Source organism: Streptomyces sp. NPDC015661, from assembly GCF_043077765.1.
In the GTDB taxonomy this organism is placed as follows: domain Bacteria; phylum Actinomycetota; class Actinomycetes; order Streptomycetales; family Streptomycetaceae; genus Streptomyces.
On the sequence record NZ_JBIBST010000011.1, the window covers coordinates 20,945 to 47,295 of the forward strand.

A 26,351-nucleotide genomic window follows, 5' to 3' on the forward strand; every position below is an offset into this window, starting at 1 on the left:
ACCACACCGACCCAACCGGGCGGGCACAGGCCCGAATCCGGCGAAACGATCGGGCTCACAGCGCCCCCGGATGTGAACGACTGTGCTGCCCCTGCCAGTTCCTCCCAGGGCTCGCGGGCTCTGAGCAGGAGGGGATTCGTCGACATGGTGCCGATCATGCCAGCCGGAGGCGGCTCATCCGCGCTCGCGGAGGTACGCCTCCAGTGCGGCGGCCCCGGACAGCATCGCGCGACCACGGGCGGACAGGCGGGTGTGCCAGTCGGTCAGTGCGGCCTCCAGGGGTTCCAGGCCGCCGGCCGTCCGTACATGCGCGATCAGCGGGGCGATCCGCTCCAGCGGGTAGCCGCCGCGCCTGAGTTGGTGGGCCAGCCGGGCGTCCCGCACGGCGGCCTCGTCGTACACGCGGTACCCGGTCCGCGGATCGCGGTGCGGGTGGACCAGGCCGGCGTTCTCCCAGGCGCGCAGGGTCGCGGGACGGATGCCGAGCTTCCTCGCCAGCGGGCCGATGAAGGTGTCGCCGGGGTCGGTTCGCGTCGTGGGCTCCAGGTCCAGGTCGCGCAGGGCGCTCTCCACGGCGCGGAGGGTCTGCCGGTCGTCGAGGAGCTGGGCGTGGCTCTCGTCGATCAGACGGAACGCCCCGTCGGCCGCGCCCTCGTTCACGGCCCGCATGATCGCCGTCGCCGTCGGGTGGCCGTGGCCGGGCAGCAGGGCCAGGAACGCGCGCAGGGCCCCGGCGTGCAGCGGGGTGTAGGTCCGGTAGCCGTGGGGCGTCCGAGCGGCGGCGGGGAGGATGCCGGCCTCCTCGTAGTTCCTGACCGCCTGCGTCGACAGACCGTGCTCGCGCGCCAGATCGACCGGCCTGAGCCTGGGTCCGGTTCGATCCCCGCTTTGAAGGTTTTTCCCCATGAGATCGATTCTATGGGGAGTCCATCGCTCAAAAGTTTCCACCGAAAGTTCAACGATAGCGTTGAAGGCATGGCGACTGACATCAAGGACACCGCCCGTGCCGTCGACGCTGCCTCCGTCCTGGGGCTGCTTCCGGCCCGGCCCCGGCTGCTCGCCCTCGGCGAGCCCACCCACCGCGAGGACGCCCTCCTCGAACTGCGCAACGAGCTCTTCCGGCAGCTCGTCGAGCAGGAGGGCTACCGGACGATCGCGGTCGAGACCGACTGCCTGAGGGGCCTGGTCGTGGACGACCACGTCACCTCCGGCACCCGCACCCTCGACGAGGTCATGGAGCACGGATTCAGCCACGAGTGGGGCGCCCTCGCGGCCAACCGCGAACTCGTGCGCTGGATGCGTGCGTACAACGAGGGCCGGCCCGCCGCCGAGCGCCTCCGCTTCGCCGGATTCGACGGCCCGCTGGAGATCACCGCCGCCGAGAGCCCCCGGCAGGCCCTCACCGCGCTCCACCGCTACCTCGCGGCCCACGTGGACGCGGACCTCCTCCCCTGCACCCCGGAGACGCTCGACGAGCTGCTCGGCGGCGACGACCGGTGGACCGAGCCCGCCGCGATGATGGACCCCTCCCGGTCCGTGGGGCGGTCCGCCGAAGCCGGACGGCTGCGGCTGCTCGCCGACGAACTGGTGGCGCTGCTCGACGAACAGCGGCCGCACCTGAACGCGGTGAGCCCGCCGGAGGACCTGGACCGGGCGCGCCTGTACGGGCGCACCGCGCTCGGTCTGCTGCGGTACCACCACTGGATGGCCGACACCACGCCGGCCCGCCTGGCCCGGCTGGTGGCCGTACGGGACCGGATGATGTCCCTCAACCTGCTCGCGCTCGCCGAGCGGGGTCCGACCTTCGTCCACGCCCACAACGGCCACCTCCAGCGGGAGAAGAGCTCGATGCGGATGGGCGGGCGGCCGCTGGAGTGGTGGAGCGCCGGTGCGCTGGTGAGCGCCGAGCTCGGCGAGGAGTACGCCTTCGTGGCGACGGCCCTGGGCACGATCCGGCACCAGGGCGTGGACGCGCCGCCGGAGGACACCGTCGAGGGGCTCCTGTACGCGCTTCCGGAGGACCGCTGTGTGGTCGACGCGCGGCGCCTTGCCGCCGTCCTCGGCGATACGCGGCCCGCGCCGCGCGTGTCCCCCTGGTTCGGCTACGCACCGTTCGACCCGGCCCATCTCGCGGACTGCGACGGCCTCGTGTTCGTCAGGGACGTCCCGCAGCGGTAGTGCGTTCTTCCGTGACCGACCTGTCGGGTATTGCTCGGTGAACAGTTCCGATATATCGTTGAGGCATCGCGACAGTTCGACGATGGATTCTCGATGGAAGGAGCGTTGCGATGCGTTCACATGGACACGAGTACGGAAACGGACACGGCCACGGTCGTGGAGGCTGCGGCCCCGGGCCTCGGGGGGACTTCGAGGGGCGGCGTGCCGCGTTCGGGCCGTTCGGGCCCGGGTACGGCGGCGGGCCGTTCGGTGGCGGTGGCTTCGGCGGGCGGGGGCGCGGTGGCGGCCGGGGGAGGGCGCGGCGCGGTGACGTGCGCGCCTCGATCCTGGCGCTCCTGAAGGATCGCCCGATGCACGGCTACGAGATGATCCGGGAGATCGGCGAGCGCAGCGACGGGGCCTGGAAGCCCAGTCCGGGCTCGGTCTACCCGACCCTCCAGATGCTGGAGGACGAGGGGCTGATCACCAGCGCCACCGAGGGCGGCAAGAAGCTGTTCACGCTCACCGACACCGGGCGCGCCGAGGCCGAGGAAGGTCCCGAGGCGCCGTGGGAGGAGGCCGGGCGCGGGGTCGACTGGGACGCCGTGAACGAGATCCGGCAGGCCGGCTTCGGTCTGATGGAGGCGTTCGGGCAGGTCTGGAAGACCGGCAGCCCCGAGCAGCGGCAGAAGGCGGTCACCGTGATCAACGAGGCCCGCAAGAAGCTGTATCTGATCCTCGCCGACGAGCACTGAGATCGACGAGCAGTGAGATCGACGAGCAGTGAGGTCGACGAGCGCTGAGTTCGGCGAGCAGTGAGTTCGGCGAGCGCTGAGTTCGGCGAGCAGTGAGTTCGGCGAGCGCTGAGTTCGGCGAGCAGTGAGGTCGACGAGCGCTGAGTTCGGCGAGCAGTGAGATCGATGAGCAGTAAGTTCGGCGAGCAGCGAGTTCGACGCGCGCCGGGATCGGCGCGCTCCGAGATCGACCGTGCCGAGATCGGGCGGAAGGGCCCCGCGACCGTGGTCGCCGGGCCCTTCCGTCCTTCCGCGGTACGGGTCAGGCCACCAGGCCCGCGAGCTTGCGCAGGGACTCGGTCAGCGCCGCCGTCGCGGAGTCCCTCAGCTTGCCCGCCATGAGGGAGACCGCCGCACCGGTGAACTCCCCGTCGATCCGTACCGTCGTCGCGTCCCCCTCCACCGCCAGCGAGTAGCGGGTGGCGACCACGACCCCCATCGGGCCCTTGCCCCTGATGGCGAAGGCCCGCTCGGACTCCAGCTCCTCCACCGTCCACAGCACCTCGGCGGGGAAGCCCATCAGCTTCATGTTCTCCGTGAAGGTGGCGCCCGCCTCCAGGGCGGCCGGGCCGCCGTTCGGGAAGCTGGTGTGGGTGGCGTTCCATTCGCCGTACGAGGAGAAGTCCGTGAGCCGCGCCCAGACCTTTCCGGCCGGCGCCTCGATCCGTGCCTCCGCGCTGACTTCGGCCATGAGACCACCCCTTCACGCGTGCCAACTGGGTTCCGGTGTCGCGGAACGTAGCGGGACGGCCGTGAACATTCAATACTGATGAACCGTCAGTTCTGCGGTCGTCGGCCCCGCGCCGTCGCCGATCCACCAGATCTCGGCCGCGTCGAAGCTGTCGGAGGCCCGTGGCGCCCCGTCCTCCTCGTGGCAGTGGAAGGCCGCCCAGAACAGATCGGCCGGCAGTGCCTCCCGGGGTGCGTACACCCGGTACACGTACTGCCGCCCGTCGCGTGAGGGCAGGGCCACCATCCAGAACACGCTCGGAGGACGTCCGGGGAGGGGGTCGTGGTTGCAAGGGGGGCGCAATGCAAGGCGGCGCGCGCCCCTCGGGGTCGACGCGCGCGATCTCATCCGTAAGGAGGAGGAACCGTGCGCCCGTGCCCAACTCCGGTGGGATGCGGACATGCTTCTCCCCGGTGATGTTCCGGCCGTCCCGGCCTGATGAGGTGGGAGGGTGCACCATCCCGTCCCGCGCCCTCAGCCGCTCCCGTCCTCCGTCGCCCCGCGCGCGGAGCTCGCGCCCTTCCTGACGCCGTCGCTCGCGACAGTCGTCGCGGGCGCACGCCGCAGAGCCCTCAGGGACGGTGACCGTCAGATCGACACCGCCCACCTCCTGCACTCGCTCGTCGAGTCCGACCCCGAGGCCGGTGCCGCCTTCGAGGGCGGCCACCAGCTCGCCCGCGTCCTCGGCTATCTCGTCCAGCGGTCCATCGGCTACGGCCTGCGCTGGCAGCGCACGGAGGAACAGTCGGAGGCCCGGCGCCTGCTGCCCGCCGCGCGCGGGGCCGAACCCGCGGGCACCCGCCCCTCGCCCTGGTCGCCGGCCGCTGCCGCCGCCCTGGAGGGTGCCTTCCGGCGGGCCGCCGAGCGCGGCGAGCCCCAGGCCCGCGGCCTCGACCTGCTCGCCGCCGTCGCCGCCGATCCCGAGAGCCGGGCCGTCGAGGTGCTGCGCCGCGCGGGGGTCGAACCGGCCGCGCTGAGCGCCCGCATCACCGGCCTTCTGGCCGCCCGTGACGAGGAGCCGTCTCAACAGGTGTAACGGGGGTTACGCCCCTGACGGCGTCCTGTCATGATGGCCCGATGCACGCGTCTCAGGGGAGAAGCGCCGGCCTGGGACTCGCCCTGGCCTCGGCCTTCGCATTCGGTGGTTCAGGAGTGGCGGCCAAGCCGCTCATCGAGGCGGGACTCGACCCGCTCCATGTGGTGTGGCTCCGGGTCGCCGGCGCCGCGCTCGTCATGCTGCCGGTGGCCTGGCGCCACCGCGACCTCCTGCGCCGCAAACCGGCCCTCCTCGTGGGCTTCGGCCTGCTCGCCGTCGCCGGAGTCCAGGCCTTCTACTTCGCCTCGATCTCCCGCATCCCCGTCGGCGTCGCCCTCCTCATCGAGTACCTGGCCCCCGCCCTCGTCCTCGGCTGGGTCCGCTTCGTCCAGCGCCGGCCCGTCACCCGCGCCGCCGCCCTCGGCGTCGTCCTCGCCGCCGGCGGTCTCGCCTGCGTCGTGCAGGTCTGGTCCGGGCTGAGCTTCGACCTCGTCGGCCTGCTCCTGGCCCTCGCCGCCGCCTGCTGCCAGGTCGGCTACTTCGTCCTCTCCGACCAGGGCGCCGACGAGTCCGAGCAGGCGGAGCGGGCCCATCCGGTGGCTGTCATCGCGTACGGCCTGCTCATCGGCGCGCTCGTCCTCACGGTCGTGGCCCGGCCGTGGGGCATGGACTGGGGCGTCCTCGGCGGGCGGGCCGACATGAACGGGGTCAGCGTGCCCGCGTGGCTGCTGCTCGGCTGGATCGTGCTGATCGCCACCGTCCTCGCGTACGTCACCGGCGTCATCTCGGTGCGCCGCCTCTCCCCGCAGGTGGCGGGTGTCGTGGCCTGTCTGGAGGCGGTCGTCGCGACCGTCCTGGCCTGGATCCTGCTCGGCGAGCACCTGGACGCGCCGCAGATCATCGGCGGTGCGGTGGTCCTGGTCGGGGCCTTCATCGCCCAGTCCTCGACGCCGAAGGCGCCGCCGAGCGAGCCGGTGGCCGGCTCCGGCCCGGCGGCCGGAACCGGGGAGTCCGCGGAGCGGGACGCGGAGTTGTCGGCCGGCCGGACCGCATCGTAGGGTGCCGACCATGCATGCGACCGTGCTTCCGCCTCCCGCCGCCTAGCGCGCGCGGAGACTCTCCTCGACGAAGACCGGGCTCGGCCGGCGTTCCTCGCCGCCGAGCGGTTCGTCGCTGCCCGCGCGCGGAGCCCAGCGACCACCTCTCGCTCCTGTCTTCCACGGAGAACACACGTGTCGAACTCCTCGGGATCCGCCCTGTCCGTCGGGCGGAGCCTCCTCTATCTGATCGTCGCCGGCATCGCCTGGGGCACGGCCGGTGCCGCCGCCTCGCTGATCTTCCGCGTCAGCGACATGGGCCCGCTCGCCCTCTCCTTCTGGCGCTGCCTCGGCGGCCTCGTCCTGCTGCTCGGCGCGCTGGCGCTGCGGCCCCGGCGGGCGGCCGCCCGCGCCGAGCGGGAACCGCGCGGCCGTCGGACGGCCCGCATCCTCGGTACGGGGATCGGTCTCACCGTCTTCCAGAGCGCGTACTTCGCCGCCGTCGAGGCCACCGGCCTCGCGGTCGGCACCGTCGTCACCCTCGGCGCGGGACCCGTCCTCATCGCGCTCGGCGCCCGGATCACCATGGGGGAGCGCCTCGGCCGGGGCGGGATCGTCGCGGTCGCCGGGGCGCTCGCCGGTCTCTTCGTGCTCGTCCTGGGCGGCGGGGCCGCGGAGGTGCGGCCGCTCGGCGTCGTCCTCGCGGTGGTCTCGGCGGCCGGATACGCGGCGATCACCCTGCTCACCCGGTGGCTCGGCCGGGACGGCGGCGGTTCGGACGCCCTGGCGACCACCACCTGGGCCTTCGCGATCGGGGCCGTCGGGCTGTTGCCCGCAGCGCTCGCGGAGGGGCTCGTCCCGCACACCGACGCGCCGGTGAGCGTGGTGCTGCTGCTCGTGTACGTGGCGGCGGTGCCGACCGCGCTCGCCTACGCGCTGTACTTCGCCGGGGCGGCCGTCGTCCGGGCCGCCACCGTCTCCGTGATCATGCTCCTGGAGCCGGTGAGCGCGGCGCTGATCGCGGTCTCGCTGCTCGGTGAGCGGCTCACCGCCGCCATCGTGCTCGGCACCCTGCTGCTGCTCGCCGCCGTGACGGGCCTCGCCCTCGCGGAGGCACGGACGGCGGCGGAGGCGCGCAGGCGGGAGCCGGTGGCGGTGTAGGAGGGTGCCGGTGGGGCGGGCGGCCGGTGCCGCCCGCCCCACCGGTCTCATCCGTTCGTGCGGCGGCGCCGCTGGTGGGCCCGGGCGTTCAGGTCGCCGGGGCCCGCCCGTTCGGCGAGCCGCTGCGAGACCCGGTCCTGGACCTCCTGCGGCTTGTTGCCGGCGTACTTGAACTTCGCGCGCACGTCGGTCACCTCCAGGCTCAGCACCCGGATCCCCGACAGGAGCCTGCCGAACGGGGCCTCGCCCGGGGCGACGGGCGCGGTGCCGCCCTCCGGCTGGAAGTGGGCCACCTGGTGGTTGAGCAGGGCGGCCTTCTCCTCCGGTTCGTCGACCACGCGCGCGGTGCAGCGCAGCTGGACGGCCGCGTAGTACGAGGTCGGGGTGCCGTGCTCGGACGGGGCGCCCTCGGGGGCCGTCCAGTGCCCCGGTACGTAGACGTAGTCGTCGACCACGCTCAGGAGCACCGTCGGGTTCGCCTCCAGGGCGCGCCAGAGCGGGTTGGGCCGCGCCAGGTGGGCCAGGGCCCTGCCGTACGGGCCGGGCTCGGGGTCGTACCGGAAGTGGGTCGGCTGCACCCACGGCGGCTCGCCGGCCAGGCCGTTGACGGCGAGCTGGCCGAAGTCGTGCCGGGAGAGCCAGTCGCGCCACTCGCCCTCGTCGTGGGCGGCGTCCCAGGGGTGGATCAGCATCGCCGGTCCTTCCTTCCTCGGTCGGAGCGTGGTGTCAGAGCGCGGTGAGGTAGGCGGGCAGGGCGACGGACGGGTCGAGGTCGTCCGACGGGACCGGAGTGCCGTAGCCGCCCTGGACGGGGATCACGCCCGACCAGTGGGGGAGGCCGAGGTCCTCGGGGTCGTCGTTGGGGCCGCCGGTGCGGACCTTCGCCGAGACCTCGTCCAGGTCGAGCCGGATCACGGCGGTGGCCGCGAGCTCCTTGGCGTTCCCGGGGCGCGAGTCGGCGGAACGGCCGGGGACGACGTGGTCCACCAGGGCGTCGAGGGCCGTCCGCAGCTCCTCGGGGTCGGTGACCTGGTGGGCGGTGCCGTGGACGACGACCGAGCGGTAGTTGAGCGAGTGGTGGAAGGCGGAGCGCGCGAGCACCAGGCCGTCGACGTGCGTCACGGTCAGGCAGACGGGCAGGCCCGGGGCCGATACGCCGTCGCCGGCCGAGCGCAGCGGCCGCGAGCCGGTGGAGCCGTGGACGTAGAGGCGGTCGCCGACCCGGCCGAACAGCGTCGGCAGGACGACCGGGGCGCCGTCGCGGACGAAGCCGAGGTGGCAGACGTAGGCCTCGTCGAGTATCGAGTGGACGAGCTCCTTGTCGTACGAGGCGCGGTGGCGGGAGCGCGTGGGCACGGTCCGGTCGGTCGGCGTGTAGGCGTCGCCCGGCGCGGAGGTGTCGGGGGAGGTGCTCGTGTCGGCGGCGGCGCTCATTGCGTACTCCATTGCACTAGTGCATAATCATGTTTGTGCTAGGAGAGTATCGGATCGAGGGTCGTCGCGCATCGGACATCGCCGCCAGCGTCGAGCGGGGAGTGGGCGCGGGTGCACTGCAACCCGGTCAACTGCTGCCGCCCATGCGGGAATTGGCCCTCACGCTCGGCGTGAACCCGAACACCGTCGCCGCCGCCTACCGCACCCTGCGCGAGCGCGGGGTCATCGAGACGGACGGCCGGCGCGGCAGCCGGGTGCGGTCGCGGCCCGCCACGACCGCGCGCGGCTCGATCCGTGTGGAGGCCCCGGCCGGGGTCCGGGACGTCAGCAGGGGCAACCCCGACCCCGCCCTGCTGCCGCCCCTCGGCGAGGCCTTCGCGGAGGTCGCCCTGCGGTACGCCGAGCGGCCCGGGATGTACGGAGAGGCCCCCGTCGACGAGGAGTTCGGCCGCCTCGCGCGCGCCGCCTTCGACGCGGACGGTGTCCCCCCGGGGCCCATCGGCGTCACCTCGGGCTCCCTCGACGCCGTCGAGCGGGTGCTCACCGCCCACCTCAGGCCCGGCGACGCCGTCGCCGTCGAGGACCCGGGCTGGGGCAGCCTCCTCGACCTCGTGCCCGCGCTCGGACTGCGCCCGGTGCCGGTCGCCGTCGACGACGACGGTCCGCTCCCCGAGGCGGTCGAGCGCGCGATCCGGCAGGACGGGGCGCGTGCCGTGATCGTCACCGACCGGGCGCAGAACCCGACCGGGGCCTGCGTCTCCGAGGACCGGGCACGGGAGCTGCGGCGGGTCCTCGCCGCGCACCCCGGCGTGCTGCTCGTCGAGGACGACCACGGGCACGGCATCGTCGCCCAGCCCCTGCATCCCCTGGCCGGCGTCACCGACCGCTGGGTGCTTGTGCGTTCGGTCGCCAAGGCGTACGGGCCCGACCTGCGGATCGCCGCCTTCACCGGCGACGCCGAGACGGTCGACCGGGTGCTCGGACGGCAGCGGCTCGGCCCCGGCTGGGTCAGCAGGCTGCTCCAGCGGACCGTCGCCCACCTCTGGGTCACGGACGCGGTGGACCCGTCCGCCGTCGCGCGCGCGTACGGCAAGCGGCGCGACGGGCTGGTGCGGGCCCTGGCCCGGCGCGGTGTCGAGGCGCACGGGCGGGGCGGCATGAACGTCTGGGTCCCGGTCTCCGACGAGACCGGCGCGGTGGCCCGGCTCCTCGCCGCGGGCTGGGCGGTCGCGCCGGGCGCCCGCTTCCGGATGGACGCGGGGCCGGCGATCCGGCTCACCGTCTCGGGCCTCGCCGCCACGGACGTCGAGGCGCTGGCCGAGGCCGTGGCGGGGGCGGCGGGGCCGGCGCCCGCGCGGAGCTACGGGTAGGGGGCGGTGTGTCGCCGTCGCCCCATCTGCCGTACGGGCCGCGCCCGTTCGTCGTGCAAGTGACGTTTCTCTGGTGAAAGCGCTACGCCGGGAGAGTGAGTAAAGCGCTCGTATGGCGATGATCGTCCGTGGTTCAGGAAATCATCAGGTTTTGGTAAAGCCCCGCCGTGTTGCGGCGGTTCTTCATCGATGCCGTGTTCTCCCGAGATGACCAGGAGTCATGCCTTGAGTAACGCCCTGAGTTACGGAAGCAGTCTGCGCGAGGCCGTCGCGGCGCCGGGGACCACCCCGCTGATCGGCGTGTACGACATGTACTCGGCGTCCGTCGCCGCCGACCACTACGACGGGATGTTCGTCTCCGGGTTCGGCTTCGCCGCCTCGTACTACGGGCTCCCGGACATCGGCTTCATCGCCTGGCCGGACATGGTGGCCTTCGTGCAGCGGCTGCGCGGCGCCTTTCCCCGCCACCACCTGCTCGTGGACATCGACGACGGCTACGTCGACCCCGAGGTCGCCTGCCACGTCGTGGAGGGCCTGGAGCGCATCGGTGCCTCGGGCGTGATCCTGGAGGACCAGAAGCGGCCGCGCAGGTGCGGTCACGCGGACGGCAAGCAGGTGCTGCCGCTCGACGAGTACCTGGCCAAGCTGAAGATGGTGCTCGCCACCCGCCGGGACATGGTCGTCGTGGCCAGGACGGACGCCACCGACGAGGCCGACATCCTGCGGCGGGCGGAGTGCCTGGCCGCCACCGACGCCGACGTGGTCCTCGTGGACGGCGTGCGCAGCGTCGAGTGGATCCACCGGATCCGCGAGGTGGTCGGCGGGAAGCCGCTGCTCTTCAACCAGATCGCCGGAGGGAAGTCGCCCCGGCTCTCGCTGGACGAACTCTCCGACCTCGGCGTCGACGTGGCGATCTACAGCACGCCCTGTCTTTTCGCGGCGCACGAGGCGATGGACTCGGCTCTGGTCGAGCTGAAGCGGGCCAACGGCCGGCTGCCGTCCTTCGACCCCGAGACCGGTGTCGGGGTCGCCGCCTCGACCCGGCTCCTGGAGCGGAACATCGCCCGCCACCAGGCGGCGCCCGAGCGGGTGGGCGCGTGAGCCCGGTGATCCCGCGCAGGGGAGCGGGGCCCGTGCTCCCGCTCAGGACGCCGTTGAAGACGCTCGGTCTGGCCGCGGTGCTCCTGGCCGCGGGCGCCGCGCCGGCCGCGGCCGGCGGCAGTCTGCTGACCGTCATCGACAACTCGCACGCCGACTCCGTCGTGGAGATCGACCGGGCGGCCAACGTCCAGTACGGCAGCAGCGGTACGGCGGGGAGCGATCACGACGGCAGTGCCGTCGACGCCCTGCAGACCCTCTTCGGCGGGGCGCGGTCGGACGGCGACTGACGCCCGGAGCGAACGGAACGGCCGGACACCGCCCTCGTGGTGTCCGGCCGTTCCCCTGCCCCGCCGCTCCGTGCGGTCAGTCCTCCAGGAGGTCGGGGAGGCCCAGCTCGTCGAGCTCGACGGGCTCCGGACCGTCCATGGGAGCGACGGCCGCCACGGCGCCGGCGGTGGTGGTGGCCGCCTGCGCCGCGTCGGCGAAGCCGAGGAGGGCGCCGGTCACGGCGAGGGCGGCGACCAGGGTTCGGGGGAGTGCGGTGAGGTTCATGACCGGGGAACGATCTTGTCCTCGCTGGGGTCACGGAGAGTGACACGGGAGAGGGAGAGGCGCCCGCCCGAGGCCCGCACGCCCGCCGTTCGGGTGGAGCCGCGGGTCTGGGTGAGGGCCGCGCCCGCCAGGACCACGAGCGCGCCGACCGGGGTGTTCCAGGTGAGCCGCTCGTCCAGGAGCGCGACGCCCGCCGCCGTGGCGATGACCGGGATGAAGTACGTGACCATGGCGGCCGTCGTCGGGCCGACCTCCGCCACGACGCCGTACTGCAGCAGCATCGCGTACCCCGTACCGAGCGCGCCGAGGGCGATCACGGACAGCAGCGGCATGAGCTCGAACGACCTCGGGACCGAGGTGAACAGCGGGGTGACCACGGCCAGCTGAAGGGCCGCCAGGCCGACCTGCGAGCCCGCCAGCGAGAGGTTCGAGGCGCCGGTGCCGCTCAGGTTCCTGCGGACGTAGATCCAGCCGACCGCGTAGCTGAACGAGGCGAGCAGGGCCAGGGCCGTGCCGGTCACGTCGAGGCCGGAGAAGCCCTGCCAGGCGCCGAGCACGGTGAGGACGCCGATGAAGCCGATGCCCAGACCGGCCGCGCGGACCCGGGTCGGACGGTCCTCGGAGAGCGCCACGAGCGAGAGCGCCATGCCCCAGAGCGGGGTCGTCGCGTTGCAGATGCCCGCCAGGGTCGAGGGGATCGTCAGCTCCGCGTACGCGAAGAGGGAGAAGGGCAGCGCGTTCAGGAGGAAGGCCGCGACCGTCAGATGACCCCAGACGCGGGCCCCGCGCGGCAGCCGGTCCCGCTTCACGGCGATCGCGACGGCGAGGACCGCCGTACCGAAGAGCAGCCGCCCGAAGGTGACCTGGAAGGGTGCGAAGCCGTCCGTGCCGACCTTGATGAAGAGGAAGCTGAAGCCCCAGATGAGGGCGAGGGCGCCGAAACGGACGCGCCAGTCGAGCAGGCGGGAGGAGGCGGGGGGCGGGGAGGCCGGGGCTGCGGGGCTCATGCACTCAGGGTGCTGGGAACGATGTCTTAGAACAAGCGAGAATTCCTCGACCCTTCCCCTTAGTATCGCTTACATGTTGAACCTGGAGCGCCTCCGCACCCTCGACGCCGTCGCCCGGCACGGCTCGGTCAGCGGCGCGGCCGACGGTCTGCACGTCACGACCTCGGCCGTCTCCCAGCAGCTGTCCAAGCTGGAGCGCGAGGTCGGGCAGCAGCTCCTCGCCAAGAACGGCCGGGGCGTGCGGCTCACCGACGCCGGGCTGCTCCTCGCCGAGCATGCCGCCCGGATCCTGTCCCAGGTCCAGATGGCCCAGGCGGACATCGAGGCGCAGCGGGGGCGGGTCGTGGGCGAGGTGCGGCTCGCGGCCTTCCCGACGGCGGCGCGCGGACTGCTCCCGACCGCCCTCGCCGCACTGCGCGCCGGCCATCCGGAGCTCCGCGTCCGTACGTCGGAGCTGGAGCCGGAACCGGGCGTGCGGGCGGTCCTGCGCGGCGACGCCGACCTGGCGATCGTCCTGGACTGGAGCAACAAGCGGGCGCCCGTCCCCGGCGGCCTGGAGCGCGTTCATCTCCTCGACGACTCCGCCGATGTCGCCCTGCCCGCCGGGCATCCGCTGGCCGGGCGGGAGGCGGTGGACCTGGAGGACTTCGCCGACGAGGAGTGGGTCTCCTGGCCCGAGGGCGAGTTCTGCCACGACTGGCTGATGTTCACGCTGCGCTCGCAGGGCATCGAGCCGCGCATCGCGCACTTCGCGGGGGAGCACCACACCCAGCTGGCCCTGGTCGCGGCCGGGCTCGGGGTGTGCGTCACGCCCCGGCTCGGGCGTCCGGTGCCGGACGGGGTCGTCTTCGTTCCCGTACGGCAGAAGGTCCGGCGCCACATCTACGCCACCTGGCGCGCCGACGCGGGCCGCCGGCCCTCCGTACGGGCGGTCGTCGCGGCGCTGCGGGAGGCCGCGGAGCCGACGGTGGGCTGAGACGGCGGTCGGCGAGCCGAGGCGCCGGTCTCAGAGGCCCGCGAGCTTGCGGAAGTCCCAGGACGCGACCGCGTCCGGGGTCAGTCGCAGCCAGGCGTGCCGGCCGTCGTGCGGCATGGCGTCCAGGCCGAAGTTCTTGGCGGCGAAGAGCTGCTCGGGCACGTCGAGTTCGGGGCAGGGCTCCCCGGTGCGGGGCGCCTCGCCGACGAAGACGGCCGTCCCCGACAGCTCCACGCCGCGCAGCTCCCCGTACTCCTCGCCGTCGTCCACCACGACCGCGATCCTCGGATCGGCGCGCAGCTCCGCCCAGCGCCTGCTGCGGGTGATCGAGTACAGCCACAGCGAGGAGCCGTCCCAGACGAACCAGAGCGCGCTCACGTGCGGGCGGCCGTCGGCGGAGACGGTCGCGACCCGGCAGGTGCGCTGTTCGGCGAGGAAGGAGTCGAGCTCGGCCGGGGTCATCATGATCCGGCGTCCGCGGCGCTGTGCGACGGTCATCGTCCGCACCCTTCTGGATTTCTGATGAGACGTCAGAAAGCATGGGGGGCCAACCGCGCGCGTGCAAGGGGGAGGCCATGGGACAGAGTCCGAGAGAACGGCTCGGGGAGCGGATCCGCCCGGACGGCGGAGTCGTCCTGCTCACCGTCGAATGCCAGCAGGGGGTCGTCGGACCCGACAGCGCCCTGCCCGAACTGGCCGCCGTCGCCCGAGCGTCGGGCGCCCTGCGCAACGTCGCCCGGCTCGTCGCCGCCGCCCACGCGGCGGACGTCCAGGTGATCCACGCCGTCGCCGAGCGGCGCCCCGACGGGCGGGGCGCCAACACCAACGCCCGGCTCTTCACGGCCGCCGCCCGGCTGCCCGTGCAGCAGCACAGCGGCAGCAGGGCCGTCCGGATCGCCGAACCGATCGAGGTCACCGACGAGGACCTGGTCGTCCGGCGCCTCCACGGGCTCTCGCCGCTCGCCGGCACCGACGTCGACGCGCTGCTCCGCAACCTCGGCTGCCGCACGCTGATCGTCACGGGGGTCTCCGCCAACGTGGCCGTGCCCAACGCCGTCTTCGACGCCGTGAACCTCGGCTACACGGTCGTCGTGCCCTCGGACGCCGTCGCGGGGGTGCCGGCCGACTACACCCCCGCGATGATCCGCCACACCCTCGCGCTGGTCGCCACGATCACCACGACCGACGAGGTACTGGGGTGCTGGAAGGCGCCCGGGGGCACCGGGGGTGCCGTCAGCCGGGGCTGATCTCCTCGCCCACCACCTGGATCGGCTCCGGCGGCAGCGGTGCGGTCGCCGGGCCGGACTTCACGCTGCCGTCCGAGATGTCGAAGTGGCTCTGGTGGCAGGGGCAGACGATGGCCCCGTTCTCGATGCTGCTCACGGCGCAGCCCGCGTGCGTGCACTTCGAGGAGAAGGCCTTGAACTCTCCGGCCTTCGGCTGGGTGATCACCAGACCCTTGTCGGCGAGGATCTTCCCGCCGCCCACCGGGATGTCCCCGGTCCGTGCGAGCGCGCCGCCCTCCGGGGCCGTGTTCTTGTCCTCGTCCGCGCCGCCCCCGCAGGCGGCGAGTGCCGCCACCAGGCCCGCGCTGCCCGCCGCCGCGACCACCGTCCGGCGTGCCACTCCGCTCATGTACTGCCCCTCTTTCCTCGGTGTGCTTGCTGCACGGGTGACGGTACGGCTGTGAGCTGTGTCCCGTTCACAGGATGCGTACTTCGAGAGCCTTACAGTTCTGAGTAGAGTGTCGGAACCTGGACATCCTTCGATGAAAGTGTCTAGCTTCGGTGAACTCGTCGGTCAGCACCCATCACGTACAGGCCGTACTGTTCGGCGCCGAGCGGCGCGGGCTGGCTCCCGGGCCGCTCCTCGCCCGTGCCGGACTGCCCGCCGGGCTCCTGGAGGAGGAGCACCGGGCCAGGATCCCCGCCGAACAGTTCGGACAACTCGTCAGAACGCTCTGGGCCACCCTCGACGACGAGCTGATCGGCTTCGGCGGCGCGCCCAGCAAGGTCGGGACCTTCGCGATGATGGCCCACGTCGTCGTCCACGGCAGCCGGACCCTGCGCGAGGCGCTCCGGCGCGCCCAGACCTTCTACTCCCTCTTCCCTGCGGGGCCGCGCTTCCGGCTCCTCGAACCCCCCGCGGGCGGGACCGGCGCGAGCCGGGCCGACACGGGCGGGACGGGCGGACTCGACGAGGCGCGGATGGAGTTCGACGTCTCCGGGTACGACGACCCCCTCCACTTCGGCGCCGAGTCCACCGTCCTGGTGGCGCACCGCTTCGCCGGCTGGCTCGTCCGGCGCCGGATCGGCCTGCGGCGGGTCGAGTTCGTCCACCCCGCACCCCGGCACGCGCGCGAGTACGCCCTCCTGTTCGGCGCGCCCTGCGTCTTCGGCGCGGAACGCACGGCGGCCGTCTTCGACCGGGCCGACCTCGACGAACCCGTCCTGCGGGACGCGGCGGCGCTCAAGGTCTTCCTCCGCCGCGCCCCGGTCGACGTCCTGGTCTGCGCCGACTACGGCAGCACGGTGACCGGCCGGGTGCGGCACCTGATCGGCCGGGCGCTGCCCGCCGGGCCGGTGCCGACGCCCGAGGAGCTGGCCGACCGGCTGTCCGTCAGCCCGCAGACCCTGCGGCGTCAACTGGCCGCCGAGGGAACCACGTACCAGCGGCTCCGCGACCAGGTGCGGCGCGACCACGCCATCGCCGAACTGACCGGCGGCCGGGTGTCGATCGAGCGGCTGTCCCGGCAGCTCGGCTTCTCCGAACCCAGCGCCTTCCACCGGGCGTTCAGGCGCTGGACCGGCGAGACGCCCCGGTCCTATCAGACGCGCGGTCAACAACCCTGAGCGGTACGGTCACAGCCGCCGCCCGCCGCCCGGCCTACCTTCCCGCCATGACCGAAATCGACCGGTCCGGCGCTGTACGGCCGCCGGACCGCACCCGACGCCGATGAACCCGCGCCGGGCGGCCGGCGCCGTCCTCGGGACCGGTGTCCTGCTCTGCCTCCTCGCCGGGGTCGCCGTCACGGCCCTCGGCGTCCGGGTCGACGGCACCAGCATGGCCCCCACCCTCCACCAGGGCGACCGGATCCTCGTCGCCCCGGGGTCGGCGGGCCGGGCGAACCGGTTCGACGTCGTGCTGCTGCGGGCCACCGGGAAGGACGCCCTCCTGGTCAAGCGGGTGATCGCGCTGCCCGGCGACCGGGTCGCGATCGTCTCCACGCCGGACGAGCCCTTCCAGGTGCTCCTCCAGGAGGGGGGCCGGGGGCCCCTGCGGCGGGTGGTGGCGCCCCCATGGGCGGAGCAGGCCCACCGTACGGGCGCCTGCTGCGGGCCCGACGGCACCCGGTCGGCGCGGGCCGCGCTGCGGACCGTGCCCGAGGGGGCGTTCTTCTACCTGGGGGACAACCCCGACCTCTCGGACGACTCGCGGGTGTACGGCTGGGGCGCGCTCGACCGGGTCGAGGGCAGGGTCGGCGTGCGGGCCTTCCCCGTCTCCGCGTCACCGGACATCGGCAACCGGCCCGTCCTGGAGGAGTACCGGGGGCCGGGCCCCTGACTACTGGGGCCTGGTCGCCGGATCAGGGCCGGACCGGCCCTGGTCGGGGATCCGCTCCCGGCCGGTGCTCAGGGCGACCCGGACCACGGTGTCCGCGATCCGGCGGGCCGACTCCTCCGGCGAGGGGCCGGCCTGGACGATGTGGCTGGCGGTCAGCCGGACCGCCGCGTCCACGGCCAGTTCGCGCGCCACCGGGTCGATGGTGGGCCAGGCCTCCGTCACGTACGCGTCGCACATCGCCGTCGCCATGTCGAAGGCCGCGGCGGACCGGGTCGTGAGGTACGAGAGGAGTCCGTCCTCGCCGGTGCTGGTCAGCATGGCTTTGATCAGCGGGTTCCGGCCGGCCAGCGTGAGCGTGAAACCGACGGCGGCCTCGACGGCCGCGCGAAGGTCGTCCCGGTGCGCGTCCAGGCCCTGCTGGATGCCGACGAGGCAGCGCTCCAGCTCGCGCTGGAAGAGGGCCTCGCCGACCGCCTCCTTGGAGGGGAACTCCGAGTACAGCGTCTGCCGGCTGACGCCGACCGCGGAGGCCAGGTGTGCCATGCGCAGCTTGTCGAAGCCGCGGTCCGCGACCGCCTCGTACGCGGCGTCGAGCAGTCGCTCGCGCAGCAGTGTCCGGACCGTCTCCCTGAACCGTGGCATCGGCCAAGCCTAGTCCAGGGGGATTTCTCCGCAGGATTGTCAGAAGTGTTGACACTTCTCCAGGGAGTGTCCAATTCTCGAACAGGGAGCCGCTAAGTGTCATTCGACCCCGGCGGCACGACGGTTGGAGATCACATGCAGCACGAGACCAGAGGCGTCACCCGCTGGCGCAGATCGGCGTTCCTCGCCCTGCCCGCGACGGCCGCCATCGCCGCCATGGCCACGGCCATGGTCCAGGGCGCGCTCGCCGCGAACCTCTCGCTCACCAGCGTCCCCTTCACCCTCAGCTCCAAGACGGTCGCCGCGCCGCAGGGCATCGGCGCGGTCATGCACACCATCGACGCCGGCGGGGCCAAGGGCGCCGCCGAGGTCGGCATCGCCAAGGCGGGTCTCGACGGCATCTGCGTCCACGCCGTCCAGTCGGTCAACCTCCCGGTGATCGGCAGCCTCGGCACCTGGTCCCTCAACATCTCCTCGCCCGCCGCCGCGACCCCGCTCACCAGCGACCAGCTCGTCGCCGGTGCCGGGCTCCAGGCGAACAAGCTCGTGCTCGACGCGCAGGCCCTCAAGGCGGCCACCGCCACGCTCAACGCGAGCGACACCACCCCGAACGTCATCGGCGCGGCCGCCGACGGCGCCGGGATCAAGGGCACCGGCATCAACGACGGCACGCCGGGCCAGTTCGGCCTCGACGCCACCGGCGGCCGGACCGACATCAAGAACCTCAACGCCGACGCCAACGGCGCCACGATCGCCGGCGCGATCACCCTGCCGGACCTCGCGATCGGGATCGCCCACGGCGACAAGACCTGCGGCGCCTGACCGCACGCACCACCCGGGGCCCCGCACCCCTCGTACGGCGCGGGGCCCCGGCCCTCCCACCCCGACCCACCGCTGCGAGGCCCCCATGACCACAGATCCGCCGCCCGAGCCGACCCGAGGGCCCACCCCGGGCGGGCCGCACCGTGCGCGCATCGCCTTCCGCCGCTGGCGCCGCACCCGCCCGTTCTGGGCGGGCGTCTGGACCGGACTCGGCGGGTTCGTCATCTTCTTCCTGCCGATGGCGCCCCTCGGCAAGATCCTCCAGGTCGGCGTGGGAGGCATCGCGGGCATGGCCGGCGGCGTCCTCCTGATGGCCATGGCGCTCCTCATCCTGCTGCTGCCCGGACAGCGCCACACCGCCGGAGTCATCGCCGTGATCGCCGGAGTCGCCTCCTTCCCCCTGTCCAACCTCGGCGGCCTCTTCGCCGGAATGTTCCTGTCGGTCCTCGGTGGCTCCATGGCCTTCGCCTGGCTGCCGGAGAAGCCCGCCCGGCGGCGCCGCCTCCGCCGTACCGCCCCGTCCGCGCCGGTGGGGAGCGGATCCGTATGAGCGACCTCCTCCCCGGTGCCCGCCGCGCCGCCGCCCACTGGAACACCCGGATGCTCGCCCGGGCCGCCGACTGGAACACCGGGATGCTCGCCCAGGCCGCCGACGGCACCCGACGCGGCACCCGCTGGGGGCGCGGCGCCTTCGCCCTCGTCCCCTCGGCCCTCGCCATCGGCGTCCTCGGCACCGCGCTCGCGCAGGGCGCGCTCGCCGCCAACTTCAGCGTCACCGGGCAGCCCTTCACCCTGACGTCCAACGGTGTCGAGGGCAGCGGCTTCGGCGCCATCGTCAACACCCCCGCCGTCGGGCGCCCCGACGGCACCACGACCACCAACACCGCGATGGCGCGCGTCGGCTTCGCCAGTGCGGGGCTCGCCGGACTCTGCGGCATCGTCCACCAGACGATCGCCGGCGTCCCGTACTCGCTGCTCCTGACGGGCGGCCAGAAGGTCACGGCGGCCCCGCCCGCGACCTTCACCACGGACATCGACGCCTCGAACCTCTACATCCAGGCCACCGAACTCCAGGCCTACGGGCCCACCACCCTCCAGAACGCGGTGCTCGGCCAGTCCGCCGACCAGGTCACCGTCGCCGGCAAGCCGCTCACCGGCGCTGTGCCCGGCGGCTTCGGACTCGGCTCGGCCGGCGGCGAGGGCGGCAGCTCCATCGCGCTGCACGGACTGAACGCCACCGCGTACGACGCCGAGATGGCAGGCGCGCTCGTGCTGCCCGACCTGAAGATCAGGGTCGTCGCGGGAACGGCGACCGCATGCTGAGCCGCGTGAGTGGGGCACCCCTTCGGACCGCGTACGTCTGGTTCCGCGCGTTCCGCCGCACCCGGCCGTTCTGGGGCGGGGTGTGGCTGGTGGCCGGCGGCTGGACCGTGCTCAAGTTCTCCCTCAGCTCCCTGCAGCTGATCGTGAGCACCGGCTTCGGGGGAGTGGCGGGCTATCTCGTCGGCGGCGGGATGATCCTCTGCGGGCTCGTCCCGCTCGCGCTGCCCGCCCAGCGGTACACCTTCGGGCTGATCGGCGCGGTCCTCGCCGTGGTCTCGCTGGTCGTCTCCAACCTGGGCGGCTTCCTGCTCGGCATGACGCTCGGCGTGCTCGGCGGCTCCATGATGGTCGGCTGGGGCGTCAAACGCCCGCGCGGCCGGGCGGTGGAAGGATGACGGCCCGGGTGAGCGGGGCGCGCCACCGGGCCCTCGCCGTCGCGGCCGTCCTGCTCCTCGCGGTCGTCACGGCGGTCTGGTCCGGGCAGCCCAGCAGCGCCTCCGGTGAGGCGGCCGCCGTCGAGCCCCTCGGCGTGCCCTTCCTGCCCTCCCCGGACCCGCTGCACGTCACCATCGACAGCATGGTCGCGGTCTCGATGACCGTCGACAAGAACGTCACCATCCGGCTCTCCGACGGCTCGACGCGCACCACCACCCAGTACACCTTCACCAAGCTCAAGATCCGCTCGCACATGAACGTCGTCCAGCGGGCGGCCGGACACACCGTCACCATCGACGTGCCCGGGGAGGGCTCGCTCGGCGGCTACGACAGCGCGGGGAAGGCCGAGACGACGACGATGTGGGGGAACATCACCAACGTCTGCGTCCGCGTCCTCGTCAAGATCTGCGGCGTGCAGGGGCTGCTCGACTTCTTCGGCTCCCTCATCCCGCTCACCGCCGGAGCCGAGGACTTCACCGGCGACATCTACGCCATCCGCACGGTCGACGACCACGCGGCCCTCGACTCCACCGACAACCCCGTCCACCTCCCCGGAACCATCACGGTGACCACACCATGAGCCCGTCCGACACGAGCGTCCCTGACATGAGCACCCGTGACGTGAGCACCCGTGGGGAAGGACGCACCCACTGGCGCCGGTCCCTCGCCGTCGCCGTGCCCGCGCTCCTCGCCGCCGGCGGCCTCGGCTCCGCCATGGCGACCGGGGCGCTCGCCGTCGGCCTCCGCATCCAGGACCGGCCCGTCGACTTCACCACCAGCAGCCTGTACGGGACGCAGTACGGCGCCGCCGTCGTCGACCAGAGCGTCGTACGGCCCGACGGCACCACCGGAACCGAACGCGTACTGCGCATGGGCTTCGCGGACGGCGTCATCAACGGCCTCTGCCTGAGCCAGAGGCAGCAGATCGCGGGAGCCACGTACACCCTGCTGCTCACCCTCGGCGACGACAACCCCGGCTCCTGGGAGATCAGGACGCGGAACACCGTCCTCGACCTGCGCAGCGCCACCGGGGTCCTCGACATGGACGGCATCGTCGACCTCAACACGAACGGCGCCGACGTGAAGACCGTGAAGGACGCCACCGGCGCGTACGTCGTGAACCCGCTCGACAGCCCGCAGCACCGCTTCGGCATCCAGGCGCGCTACGCCAAGTTCGACCGGATCACCGGCACCGCCCAGGACTTCCAGATCCCGGGCCTCCTGACGACTCCCAGGCTCTCCCTCTCCGTACGGCCGGGCACGGTCGCCTGCCCCGCCCCGGCGGCCCCCACGGGGACCCCCGGCACGCCGTGACCCCTGACGGTCGTCTGACGGATTTCTGACGTCGGTCGGCAACTTCTTGACGTCCGCTTCCAGTTCCTGAATCCGGCTGCAGGAGCAGCCGTGAAAACTGAGGGAAGTGGCCACTTTCCTGCACCAGAAGCCGTTGCCGGGGTCACCCGGAACGGGACAACCTTGAATTCATGACCGGCTCACGAGCGGCCAGTTCGAGTTCAAGTGATTTCTGAGGCAGGAGATTCCATCGTGCGAAAGGTGCTGATCGCCAACCGCGGCGAGATCGCTGTCCGCGTGGCCCGGGCCTGCAGGGATTCGGGGATCGCGAGTGTGGCCGTGTACGCGGATCCGGACCGGGACGCCCTGCATGTGCGGGCGGCGGACGAGGCGTTCGCCCTCGGTGGTGACACGCCCGCGACCAGCTATCTCGACACCGCGAAGGTGCTGAAGGCGGCCGCCGATTCCGGCGCGGACGCGGTGCATCCCGGCTATGGATTCCTTTCGGAGAATGCCGAATTCGCCCAGGCGGTCCTGGACGCCGGTCTGATCTGGATCGGGCCGCCACCGCAGGCCATTCGTGACCTCGGCGACAAGGTGTCGGCCCGTCATATCGCCCTGCGCGCCGGTGCGCCCCTGGTCGCCGGCACCCCCGACCCCGTGTCCGGAGCCGCGGAGGTCGTCGCCTTCGCCGAGGAGCACGGGCTGCCGGTCGCGATCAAGGCCGCGTTCGGCGGCGGCGGGCGTGGCCTGAAGGTCGCCCGCACCCTGGAGGAAGTGCCGGAGCTGTACGAGTCGGCGGTGCGCGAGGCCGTCGCCGCGTTCGGTCGAGGCGAGTGCTTCGTGGAGCGGTACCTCGACCGGCCGCGGCATGTGGAGACCCAGTGCCTGGCCGACCGGCACGGCAACGTCGTCGTGGTCTCGACGCGTGACTGCTCGCTGCAGCGCCGCCACCAGAAGCTGGTGGAGGAGGCGCCCGCGCCGTTCCTCTCGCGGGAGCAGAACGCCGAGCTGTACGCGGCCTCCAAGGCCATCCTTCGCGAGGCCGGGTATGTGGGCGCCGGCACCGTGGAGTTCCTGGTCGGCGTGGACGGCACGATCTCCTTCCTGGAGGTCAACACCCGCCTGCAGGTCGAGCACCCGGTCACCGAGGAGATCACCGGTATCGACCTGGTCCGCGAGATGTTCCGCATCGCGGACGGTGAGGCGCTGGGCTACGACGACCCGCCGAGCCACGGCCACGCGTTCGAGTTCCGCGTCAACGGCGAGGACCCCGGGCGGGGCTTCCTCCCCGCCCCCGGCACCGTCACCGTCTTCAACCCGCCGTCGGGACCCGGCGTGCGGCTGGACGCGGGTGTCGAGTCCGGATCGGTCGTCGGTCCGGCCTGGGACTCCCTGCTCGCCAAGCTCGTCATCAGCGGAGCCACCCGGGAACAGGCCCTGCAGCGGGCCGCCCGGGCCCTGGACGAGTTCACCGTGGAGGGGATGGCCACCGCCCTCCCGTTCCACCGAAAAGTGGTCACCGACCCCGCGTTCGCCCCCGAACTGCACGGCTCGGAAGGCCCGTTCACGGTCCACACCCGCTGGATCGAGACCGGGTTCACCAACGACATCCCCGCCTTCGCGGCGCCCGGCGAGGCCGGGTCCGACGAGGAGTCCGGCCGCGAGACCCTGGTCATCGAGGTCGGCGGCAGGCGTCTGGAGGTCTCCGTCCCCTCCCCGTCGTCGCTGGGCACGACAGCGACCCGCGGCGGTGCGGCCGGCGGGGCCAGGCCCGGGCGGCGCCCGGTCAGGACGTCGGGACCCGCCGCCTCCGGCGCCCATCTCGTCTCGCCGATGCAGGGCACGATCGTCAAGGTCGGCGTCGAGGACGGCCAGGAGGTGGCCGAGGGCGAGCTCATCGTCGTCCTGGAGGCGATGAAGATGGAACAGCCCCTCACCGCCCACCGCTCCGGCACGGTCGACGGTCTCTCCGCACAGGTCGGTGCGTCGATCACCTCGGGCCAGGTCATCTGCGAGATCAAGGCCCACAGTCATGCCAGCACGACCAGTTGAGGAGTGAACTCCATGCACAGCACACTCATCGTTGCCCGGATTCAGCCCGGCGCGGCGACCGACGTGGCCGAACTGTTCGCCGCGTTCGACGAGACCGAGATGCCCCACCTCATGGGCACGCGGCGCCGCCAGCTGTTCTCGTACCGGGGCCTGTACTTCCACCTCCAGGACTTCGACGAGGACAACGGCGGCCGGCTGATCGAACAGGCCAAGACCGACCCGCGCTTCATCGGCATCAGCAATGACCTGAAGCCCTTCATCGAGGCGTACGACCCGGCGACCTGGCGCTCGCCCGCCGACGCCATGGCCCAGCGCTTCTACCACTGGGAGGTGTCGGCGTGACCGGGCGACGCGTAGTCGTCACGGGTATCGAGGTGCTGGCCCCCGGAGGCATCGGAGCCAAGAACTTCTGGAACCTGTTGAGCGAGGGCCGCACGGCGACGCGCGGCATCACCTTCTTCGACCCGGCGCCGTTCCGCTCCCGGGTCGCCGCGGAGATCGACTTCGATCCGTACGAGCACGGGCTCAGCCCGCAGGAGGTCCGCCGCCTCGACCGGGCCGCGCAGTTCGCCGTGGTCGCGGCGCGCGGTGCGGTCTCCGACAGCGGCATCGAGCTGGGCAGCCTGGACCCGTACCGGATCGGCATCACCGTCGGCAGCGCGGTGGGCGCCACCATGGGGCTCGACGAGGAGTACCGGGTGGTCAGCGACGGCGGCCGGCTCGATCTCGTCGACCACGCGTACGCGGCCCCGCACCTGTACAACCACATGGTCCCCAGCTCCTTCGCGGCCGAGGTCGCCTGGGCCGTCGGCGCCGAAGGGCCCAGCACCGTGGTGTCCACGGGCTGCACCTCCGGCATCGACTCGGTGGGCTACGCCGTCGAGCTGATTCGCGAGGGATCGGCCGACGTCATGGTCGCCGGCTCCTCCGACGCCCCGATCTCCCCGATCACCATGGCGTGCTTCGACGCGATCAAGGCCACCACCCCGCGCAACGACGACCCGGAGCACGCGTCCCGTCCCTTCGACGGCACCCGGAACGGGTTCGTCCTGGGAGAGGGCGCCGCCGTCTTCGTCCTCGAGGAGCTGGAGAGCGCGAAGAAGCGCGGCGCGCACATCTACGCCGAGATCGCCGGCTACGCGACGCGCAGCAACGCGTACCACATGACGGGCCTGCGCCCGGACGGCGCGGAGATGGCGGAGGCGATCCGGGTCGCACTCGACGAGGCGCGGCTGAACGTGGAGACGATCGACTACATCAACGCGCACGGCTCCGGCACCAAGCAGAACGACCGTCACGAGACGGCCGCCTTCAAGAGGAGCCTGGGCGATCACGCCTACCGCACCCCGGTCAGCTCCATCAAGTCGATGGTCGGGCACTCGCTGGGCGCGATCGGCTCCATCGAGATCGCCGCCTCGGCCCTGGCGATGGAACACAACGTGGTGCCCCCCACCGCCAACCTGCACACCCCGGACCCGGAGTGCGACCTCGACTACGTGCCGCTCGTCGCGCGCGAGCAGCTGACCGACGCGGTCCTCACCGTCGGCAGCGGATTCGGCGGATTCCAGAGCGCCATGGTGCTCGCACGTCCTGACAGGAGCCTCGCATGACCGTGACCGCGCCCGCCTCGGTGGTGGTGACCGGCCTCGGCATCGCCTCCCCGAACGGCCTCGGCACCCAGGACTACTGGGCGGCCACCCGCAGCGGCCAGAGCGGCATCGGCCGCATCACCCACTTCGACCCCTCCGGCTACCCGGCCCGGCTCGCCGGAGAGATATCCGGCTTCGAGGCTGCGGATCACCTGCCGAGCCGCCTCATCCCGCAGACCGACCGCATGACGCGGATCGCGCTGGCCGCCGCCGACTGGGCCCTCGCCGACGCCGGCGTGACCCCGGAAGAACTCCCGGACTTCGACATGGGCGTGATCACCGCCAGCTCGTCCGGTGGCTTCGAGTTCGGCCAGGGCGAGCTGCAGAAGCTGTGGAGCCAGGGCAGCCAGCACGTCTCCGCGTACCAGTCCTTCGCCTGGTTCTACGCCGTCAACAGCGGCCAGATCTCCATCCGCAACGGCATGAAGGGTCCCAGCGGTGTCGTGGTCAGCGACCAGGCGGGGGGCATCGACGCGGTGGCGCAGGCCCGGCGGCAGATCCGCAAGGGCACCAGCCTGGTCGTGTCCGGCGCCGTGGACGCCTCCATCTGTCCCTGGGGCTGGGTCGCCCAGCTCGCGAGCGGCCGGCTGAGCACCAGCGACGAACCGACCCGGGCGTACGTGCCCTTCGACCGTGACGCCGGCGGATACGTGCCGGGCGAGGGCGGCGCGATCCTGATCCTGGAGGACGCCGACGCGGCACGCGCGCGGGGCGCGCGGGTCTACGGCGAGATCGCCGGATACGGCTCCACCATCGACCCCAGGCCGGGGACCGGCCGTGAGCCCGGCCTGCGCAAGGCCATCGAACTGGCCCTCGCCGACGCCGGCCTCGCGCCGGACGAGGTGGACGTGGTCTTCGCCGACGCGGCGGCCGACCCCGAGCTCGACCGGGTGGAGGCCGAGGCCATCACCGCCGTCTTCGGGCCCCGGGGCGTCCCCGTCACCGCCCCCAAGACCATGACCGGACGCCTCTACTCGGGCGCCGCGCCGCTCGACCTGGCCGCCGCGTTCCTGGCCATGGAGGACGGCGTCATCCCGCCCACCACGCACATCGATCCGTCCCCGGAGTACGACCTGGACCTGGTCGTCTCCCAGCCGCGTCCCGCCCGGATCCGCGCCGCGCTGGTGCTGGCCAGGGGCCATGGCGGGTTCAACTCCGCGATGGCCGTCCGCGCCGCCGATGAGCAGGTCCGCGGCATCTAGATCCACGTTTT

32 protein-coding genes are annotated in these 26,351 nt (G+C 72.7%); 22 read left to right on the forward strand and 10 right to left on the reverse strand.

Annotated elements, in window-relative coordinates:
- Nucleotides 1–174 precede the first annotated feature (174 nt).
- Nucleotides 175–906 carry a TioE family transcriptional regulator gene (locus ACF07V_RS27875; protein WP_392158202.1) on the reverse strand — a complete coding sequence of 244 codons (732 nt, stop codon included), beginning with the start codon at nucleotides 904–906 and terminating at the stop codon, nucleotides 175–177.
- Between the two features lie 69 nt (nucleotides 907–975).
- On the opposite strand from ACF07V_RS27875, the gene ACF07V_RS27880 reads away from it, so the two are divergent.
- Entirely contained in the window at nucleotides 976–2,178 is a 1,203-nt protein-coding gene (locus ACF07V_RS27880; protein WP_392158204.1) for an erythromycin esterase family protein, read from the forward strand.
- A 110-nt stretch (nucleotides 2,179–2,288) separates the two neighbouring features.
- Nucleotides 2,289–2,912, forward strand: coding sequence for a PadR family transcriptional regulator (locus ACF07V_RS27885; protein WP_392158206.1), 624 nt, complete (start codon nucleotides 2,289–2,291; stop codon nucleotides 2,910–2,912).
- A gap of 301 nt (nucleotides 2,913–3,213) precedes the next feature.
- Here the strand turns inward: ACF07V_RS27885 and ACF07V_RS27890 are convergent, their stop codons facing one another.
- Nucleotides 3,214–3,642 carry an SRPBCC family protein gene (locus ACF07V_RS27890; protein ID WP_392158208.1) on the reverse strand — a complete coding sequence of 143 codons (429 nt, stop codon included), beginning with the start codon at nucleotides 3,640–3,642 and terminating at the stop codon, nucleotides 3,214–3,216.
- Nucleotides 3,643–3,711: 69 nt separating this feature from the next.
- Nucleotides 3,712–3,936 (reverse strand): hypothetical protein, encoded by a 225-nt coding sequence (locus ACF07V_RS27895; RefSeq protein WP_392158210.1) that lies wholly within the window; start codon nucleotides 3,934–3,936, stop codon nucleotides 3,712–3,714.
- 196 nt (nucleotides 3,937–4,132) lie between these two features.
- On the opposite strand from ACF07V_RS27895, the gene ACF07V_RS27900 reads away from it, so the two are divergent.
- From ACF07V_RS27900 to ACF07V_RS27910, 3 genes are all read left to right on the forward strand, one after another.
- On the forward strand, nucleotides 4,133–4,717 hold the full coding sequence (locus ACF07V_RS27900) for a Clp protease N-terminal domain-containing protein (protein ID WP_392158211.1): 585 nt from the start codon (nucleotides 4,133–4,135) through the stop codon (nucleotides 4,715–4,717).
- Between the two features lie 41 nt (nucleotides 4,718–4,758).
- A complete protein-coding gene (locus ACF07V_RS27905) occupies nucleotides 4,759–5,775 on the forward strand; it encodes a DMT family transporter (protein ID WP_392158213.1) in 1,017 nt (338 codons plus the stop codon).
- A gap of 174 nt (nucleotides 5,776–5,949) precedes the next feature.
- Nucleotides 5,950–6,915 carry a DMT family transporter gene (locus tag ACF07V_RS27910; RefSeq protein ID WP_392158215.1) on the forward strand — a complete coding sequence of 322 codons (966 nt, stop codon included), beginning with the start codon at nucleotides 5,950–5,952 and terminating at the stop codon, nucleotides 6,913–6,915.
- Between the two features lie 47 nt (nucleotides 6,916–6,962).
- On the opposite strand, the gene ACF07V_RS27915 is transcribed toward ACF07V_RS27910, so the two are convergent.
- Both ACF07V_RS27915 and ACF07V_RS27920 read right to left on the reverse strand, forming a co-directional pair.
- Nucleotides 6,963–7,607, reverse strand: a complete 645-nt coding sequence (locus ACF07V_RS27915) for an FMN-binding negative transcriptional regulator (RefSeq protein WP_392158216.1) — start codon at nucleotides 7,605–7,607, stop codon at nucleotides 6,963–6,965.
- Between the two features lie 34 nt (nucleotides 7,608–7,641).
- Nucleotides 7,642–8,349, reverse strand: coding sequence for a pyridoxamine 5'-phosphate oxidase family protein (locus tag ACF07V_RS27920; protein WP_392158217.1), 708 nt, complete (start codon nucleotides 8,347–8,349; stop codon nucleotides 7,642–7,644).
- 35 nt (nucleotides 8,350–8,384) lie between these two features.
- Between ACF07V_RS27920 and ACF07V_RS27925 the strand changes: the two genes are divergently transcribed.
- The 3 genes from ACF07V_RS27925 to ACF07V_RS27935 all read left to right on the forward strand — a co-directional run bounded on the left by ACF07V_RS27925 (nucleotide 8,385) and on the right by ACF07V_RS27935 (nucleotide 11,107).
- On the forward strand, nucleotides 8,385–9,719 hold the full coding sequence (locus ACF07V_RS27925; RefSeq protein WP_392158219.1) for an aminotransferase class I/II-fold pyridoxal phosphate-dependent enzyme: 1,335 nt from the start codon (nucleotides 8,385–8,387) through the stop codon (nucleotides 9,717–9,719).
- A gap of 237 nt (nucleotides 9,720–9,956) precedes the next feature.
- A complete protein-coding gene (locus ACF07V_RS27930; RefSeq protein WP_392158697.1) occupies nucleotides 9,957–10,820 on the forward strand; it encodes an oxaloacetate decarboxylase in 864 nt (287 codons plus the stop codon).
- 32 nt (nucleotides 10,821–10,852) lie between these two features.
- A complete protein-coding gene (locus ACF07V_RS27935; protein ID WP_392158221.1) occupies nucleotides 10,853–11,107 on the forward strand; it encodes a hypothetical protein in 255 nt (84 codons plus the stop codon).
- 76 nt (nucleotides 11,108–11,183) lie between these two features.
- Here ACF07V_RS27935 and ACF07V_RS27940 read toward each other — a convergent pair whose 3' ends face one another.
- Together ACF07V_RS27940 and ACF07V_RS27945 are read right to left on the reverse strand one after the other, a co-directional pair.
- Nucleotides 11,184–11,372, reverse strand: a complete 189-nt coding sequence (locus ACF07V_RS27940) for a hypothetical protein (protein ID WP_392158222.1) — start codon at nucleotides 11,370–11,372, stop codon at nucleotides 11,184–11,186.
- On the reverse strand, nucleotides 11,369–12,379 hold the full coding sequence (locus ACF07V_RS27945; RefSeq protein WP_392158224.1) for a DMT family transporter: 1,011 nt from the start codon (nucleotides 12,377–12,379) through the stop codon (nucleotides 11,369–11,371). Before ACF07V_RS27945 ends, ACF07V_RS27940 begins: the two co-directional genes overlap by 4 nt.
- A gap of 73 nt (nucleotides 12,380–12,452) precedes the next feature.
- On the opposite strand from ACF07V_RS27945, the gene ACF07V_RS27950 reads away from it, so the two are divergent.
- Nucleotides 12,453–13,355: a LysR family transcriptional regulator gene (locus ACF07V_RS27950; RefSeq protein ID WP_392158226.1), complete on the forward strand. Its 903-nt coding sequence runs from the start codon at nucleotides 12,453–12,455 to the stop codon at nucleotides 13,353–13,355.
- A gap of 30 nt (nucleotides 13,356–13,385) precedes the next feature.
- Here the strand turns inward: ACF07V_RS27950 and ACF07V_RS27955 are convergent, their stop codons facing one another.
- Entirely contained in the window at nucleotides 13,386–13,853 is a 468-nt protein-coding gene (locus ACF07V_RS27955) for a pyridoxamine 5'-phosphate oxidase family protein (RefSeq protein WP_392158228.1), read from the reverse strand.
- 77 nt (nucleotides 13,854–13,930) lie between these two features.
- Here ACF07V_RS27955 and ACF07V_RS27960 point away from each other — a divergent pair, with 77 nt between their 5' ends.
- Entirely contained in the window at nucleotides 13,931–14,602 is a 672-nt protein-coding gene (locus ACF07V_RS27960) for a cysteine hydrolase (RefSeq protein WP_392158230.1), read from the forward strand.
- Here ACF07V_RS27960 and ACF07V_RS27965 read toward each other — a convergent pair.
- Entirely contained in the window at nucleotides 14,589–14,990 is a 402-nt protein-coding gene (locus tag ACF07V_RS27965; protein WP_392158231.1) for a Rieske (2Fe-2S) protein, read from the reverse strand. The two genes, ACF07V_RS27960 and ACF07V_RS27965, sit on opposite strands and share 14 nt — an antisense overlap.
- A gap of 152 nt (nucleotides 14,991–15,142) precedes the next feature.
- On the opposite strand from ACF07V_RS27965, the gene ACF07V_RS27970 reads away from it, so the two are divergent.
- Nucleotides 15,143–16,207, forward strand: a complete 1,065-nt coding sequence (locus ACF07V_RS27970) for an AraC family transcriptional regulator (protein WP_392158233.1) — start codon at nucleotides 15,143–15,145, stop codon at nucleotides 16,205–16,207.
- A 103-nt stretch (nucleotides 16,208–16,310) separates the two neighbouring features.
- On the forward strand, nucleotides 16,311–16,919 hold the full coding sequence (gene lepB / locus ACF07V_RS27975) for a signal peptidase I (protein WP_392158235.1): 609 nt from the start codon (nucleotides 16,311–16,313) through the stop codon (nucleotides 16,917–16,919).
- Here lepB and ACF07V_RS27980 read toward each other — a convergent pair whose 3' ends face one another.
- The gene (locus tag ACF07V_RS27980; RefSeq protein WP_392158237.1) at nucleotides 16,920–17,561 is read right to left on the reverse strand and encodes a TetR family transcriptional regulator; all 642 of its coding nucleotides are present in this window, start codon (nucleotides 17,559–17,561) and stop codon (nucleotides 16,920–16,922) included.
- 135 nt (nucleotides 17,562–17,696) lie between these two features.
- On the opposite strand from ACF07V_RS27980, the gene ACF07V_RS27985 reads away from it, so the two are divergent.
- The 10 genes from ACF07V_RS27985 (at nucleotide 17,697) to ACF07V_RS28030 (ending at nucleotide 26,340) form a co-directional block, all read left to right on the forward strand.
- Entirely contained in the window at nucleotides 17,697–18,383 is a 687-nt protein-coding gene (locus ACF07V_RS27985) for a cholesterol esterase (RefSeq protein ID WP_392158239.1), read from the forward strand.
- A gap of 85 nt (nucleotides 18,384–18,468) precedes the next feature.
- On the forward strand, nucleotides 18,469–18,933 hold the full coding sequence (locus tag ACF07V_RS27990; RefSeq protein ID WP_392158241.1) for a DUF6114 domain-containing protein: 465 nt from the start codon (nucleotides 18,469–18,471) through the stop codon (nucleotides 18,931–18,933).
- Nucleotides 18,930–19,706 carry a DUF6230 family protein gene (locus ACF07V_RS27995; RefSeq protein ID WP_392158243.1) on the forward strand — a complete coding sequence of 259 codons (777 nt, stop codon included), beginning with the start codon at nucleotides 18,930–18,932 and terminating at the stop codon, nucleotides 19,704–19,706. The genes ACF07V_RS27990 and ACF07V_RS27995 overlap by 4 nt, the downstream gene beginning before the upstream one ends.
- A 5-nt stretch (nucleotides 19,707–19,711) precedes the next feature.
- Nucleotides 19,712–20,101, forward strand: coding sequence for a DUF6114 domain-containing protein (locus ACF07V_RS28000; protein ID WP_392158245.1), 390 nt, complete (start codon nucleotides 19,712–19,714; stop codon nucleotides 20,099–20,101).
- Between the two features lie 8 nt (nucleotides 20,102–20,109).
- Complete coding sequence (locus ACF07V_RS28005; RefSeq protein WP_392158246.1) at nucleotides 20,110–20,721, forward strand: hypothetical protein; 612 nt, start codon at nucleotides 20,110–20,112, stop codon at nucleotides 20,719–20,721.
- A 26-nt stretch (nucleotides 20,722–20,747) separates the two neighbouring features.
- The gene (locus ACF07V_RS28010) at nucleotides 20,748–21,455 is read left to right on the forward strand and encodes a DUF6230 family protein (protein ID WP_392158248.1); all 708 of its coding nucleotides are present in this window, start codon (nucleotides 20,748–20,750) and stop codon (nucleotides 21,453–21,455) included.
- Nucleotides 21,456–21,686: 231 nt separating this feature from the next.
- A complete protein-coding gene (locus ACF07V_RS28015) occupies nucleotides 21,687–23,489 on the forward strand; it encodes an acetyl/propionyl/methylcrotonyl-CoA carboxylase subunit alpha (RefSeq protein ID WP_392158250.1) in 1,803 nt (600 codons plus the stop codon).
- A gap of 12 nt (nucleotides 23,490–23,501) precedes the next feature.
- Nucleotides 23,502–23,831 carry a TcmI family type II polyketide cyclase gene (locus ACF07V_RS28020; RefSeq protein WP_392158251.1) on the forward strand — a complete coding sequence of 110 codons (330 nt, stop codon included), beginning with the start codon at nucleotides 23,502–23,504 and terminating at the stop codon, nucleotides 23,829–23,831.
- Nucleotides 23,828–25,099, forward strand: coding sequence for a beta-ketoacyl-[acyl-carrier-protein] synthase family protein (locus ACF07V_RS28025; RefSeq protein ID WP_392158253.1), 1,272 nt, complete (start codon nucleotides 23,828–23,830; stop codon nucleotides 25,097–25,099). The genes ACF07V_RS28020 and ACF07V_RS28025 overlap by 4 nt, the downstream gene beginning before the upstream one ends.
- The gene (locus ACF07V_RS28030; protein ID WP_392158255.1) at nucleotides 25,096–26,340 is read left to right on the forward strand and encodes a ketosynthase chain-length factor; all 1,245 of its coding nucleotides are present in this window, start codon (nucleotides 25,096–25,098) and stop codon (nucleotides 26,338–26,340) included. Before ACF07V_RS28025 ends, ACF07V_RS28030 begins: the two co-directional genes overlap by 4 nt.
- The last annotated feature ends 11 nt before the right edge of the window (nucleotides 26,341–26,351 follow it).

Coding starts and splice junctions, on each gene's coding strand:
- ACF07V_RS27875 (WP_392158202.1), bottom strand. CDS start 906: ATGGGGAAAAACCTTCAAAGCGGGGATCGAACCGGACCCAGGCTCAGG.
- ACF07V_RS27880 (WP_392158204.1), top strand. CDS start 976: ATGGCGACTGACATCAAGGACACCGCCCGTGCCGTCGACGCTGCCTCC.
- ACF07V_RS27885 (WP_392158206.1), top strand. CDS start 2,289: ATGCGTTCACATGGACACGAGTACGGAAACGGACACGGCCACGGTCGT.
- ACF07V_RS27890 (WP_392158208.1), bottom strand. CDS start 3,642: ATGGCCGAAGTCAGCGCGGAGGCACGGATCGAGGCGCCGGCCGGAAAG.
- ACF07V_RS27905 (WP_392158213.1), top strand. CDS start 4,759: ATGCACGCGTCTCAGGGGAGAAGCGCCGGCCTGGGACTCGCCCTGGCC.
- ACF07V_RS27915 (WP_392158216.1), bottom strand. CDS start 7,607: ATGCTGATCCACCCCTGGGACGCCGCCCACGACGAGGGCGAGTGGCGC.
- ACF07V_RS27920 (WP_392158217.1), bottom strand. CDS start 8,349: ATGAGCGCCGCCGCCGACACGAGCACCTCCCCCGACACCTCCGCGCCG.
- ACF07V_RS27940 (WP_392158222.1), bottom strand. CDS start 11,372: ATGAACCTCACCGCACTCCCCCGAACCCTGGTCGCCGCCCTCGCCGTG.
- ACF07V_RS27945 (WP_392158224.1), bottom strand. CDS start 12,379: ATGAGCCCCGCAGCCCCGGCCTCCCCGCCCCCCGCCTCCTCCCGCCTG.
- ACF07V_RS27950 (WP_392158226.1), top strand. CDS start 12,453: ATGTTGAACCTGGAGCGCCTCCGCACCCTCGACGCCGTCGCCCGGCAC.
- ACF07V_RS27955 (WP_392158228.1), bottom strand. CDS start 13,853: ATGACCGTCGCACAGCGCCGCGGACGCCGGATCATGATGACCCCGGCC.
- ACF07V_RS27960 (WP_392158230.1), top strand. CDS start 13,931: ATGGGACAGAGTCCGAGAGAACGGCTCGGGGAGCGGATCCGCCCGGAC.
- ACF07V_RS27965 (WP_392158231.1), bottom strand. CDS start 14,990: ATGAGCGGAGTGGCACGCCGGACGGTGGTCGCGGCGGCGGGCAGCGCG.
- lepB (WP_392158235.1), top strand. CDS start 16,311: ATGAACCCGCGCCGGGCGGCCGGCGCCGTCCTCGGGACCGGTGTCCTG.
- ACF07V_RS27980 (WP_392158237.1), bottom strand. CDS start 17,561: ATGCCACGGTTCAGGGAGACGGTCCGGACACTGCTGCGCGAGCGACTG.
- ACF07V_RS27985 (WP_392158239.1), top strand. CDS start 17,697: ATGCAGCACGAGACCAGAGGCGTCACCCGCTGGCGCAGATCGGCGTTC.
- ACF07V_RS27990 (WP_392158241.1), top strand. CDS start 18,469: ATGACCACAGATCCGCCGCCCGAGCCGACCCGAGGGCCCACCCCGGGC.
- ACF07V_RS27995 (WP_392158243.1), top strand. CDS start 18,930: ATGAGCGACCTCCTCCCCGGTGCCCGCCGCGCCGCCGCCCACTGGAAC.
- ACF07V_RS28010 (WP_392158248.1), top strand. CDS start 20,748: ATGAGCACCCGTGACGTGAGCACCCGTGGGGAAGGACGCACCCACTGG.
- ACF07V_RS28020 (WP_392158251.1), top strand. CDS start 23,502: ATGCACAGCACACTCATCGTTGCCCGGATTCAGCCCGGCGCGGCGACC.
- ACF07V_RS28030 (WP_392158255.1), top strand. CDS start 25,096: ATGACCGTGACCGCGCCCGCCTCGGTGGTGGTGACCGGCCTCGGCATC.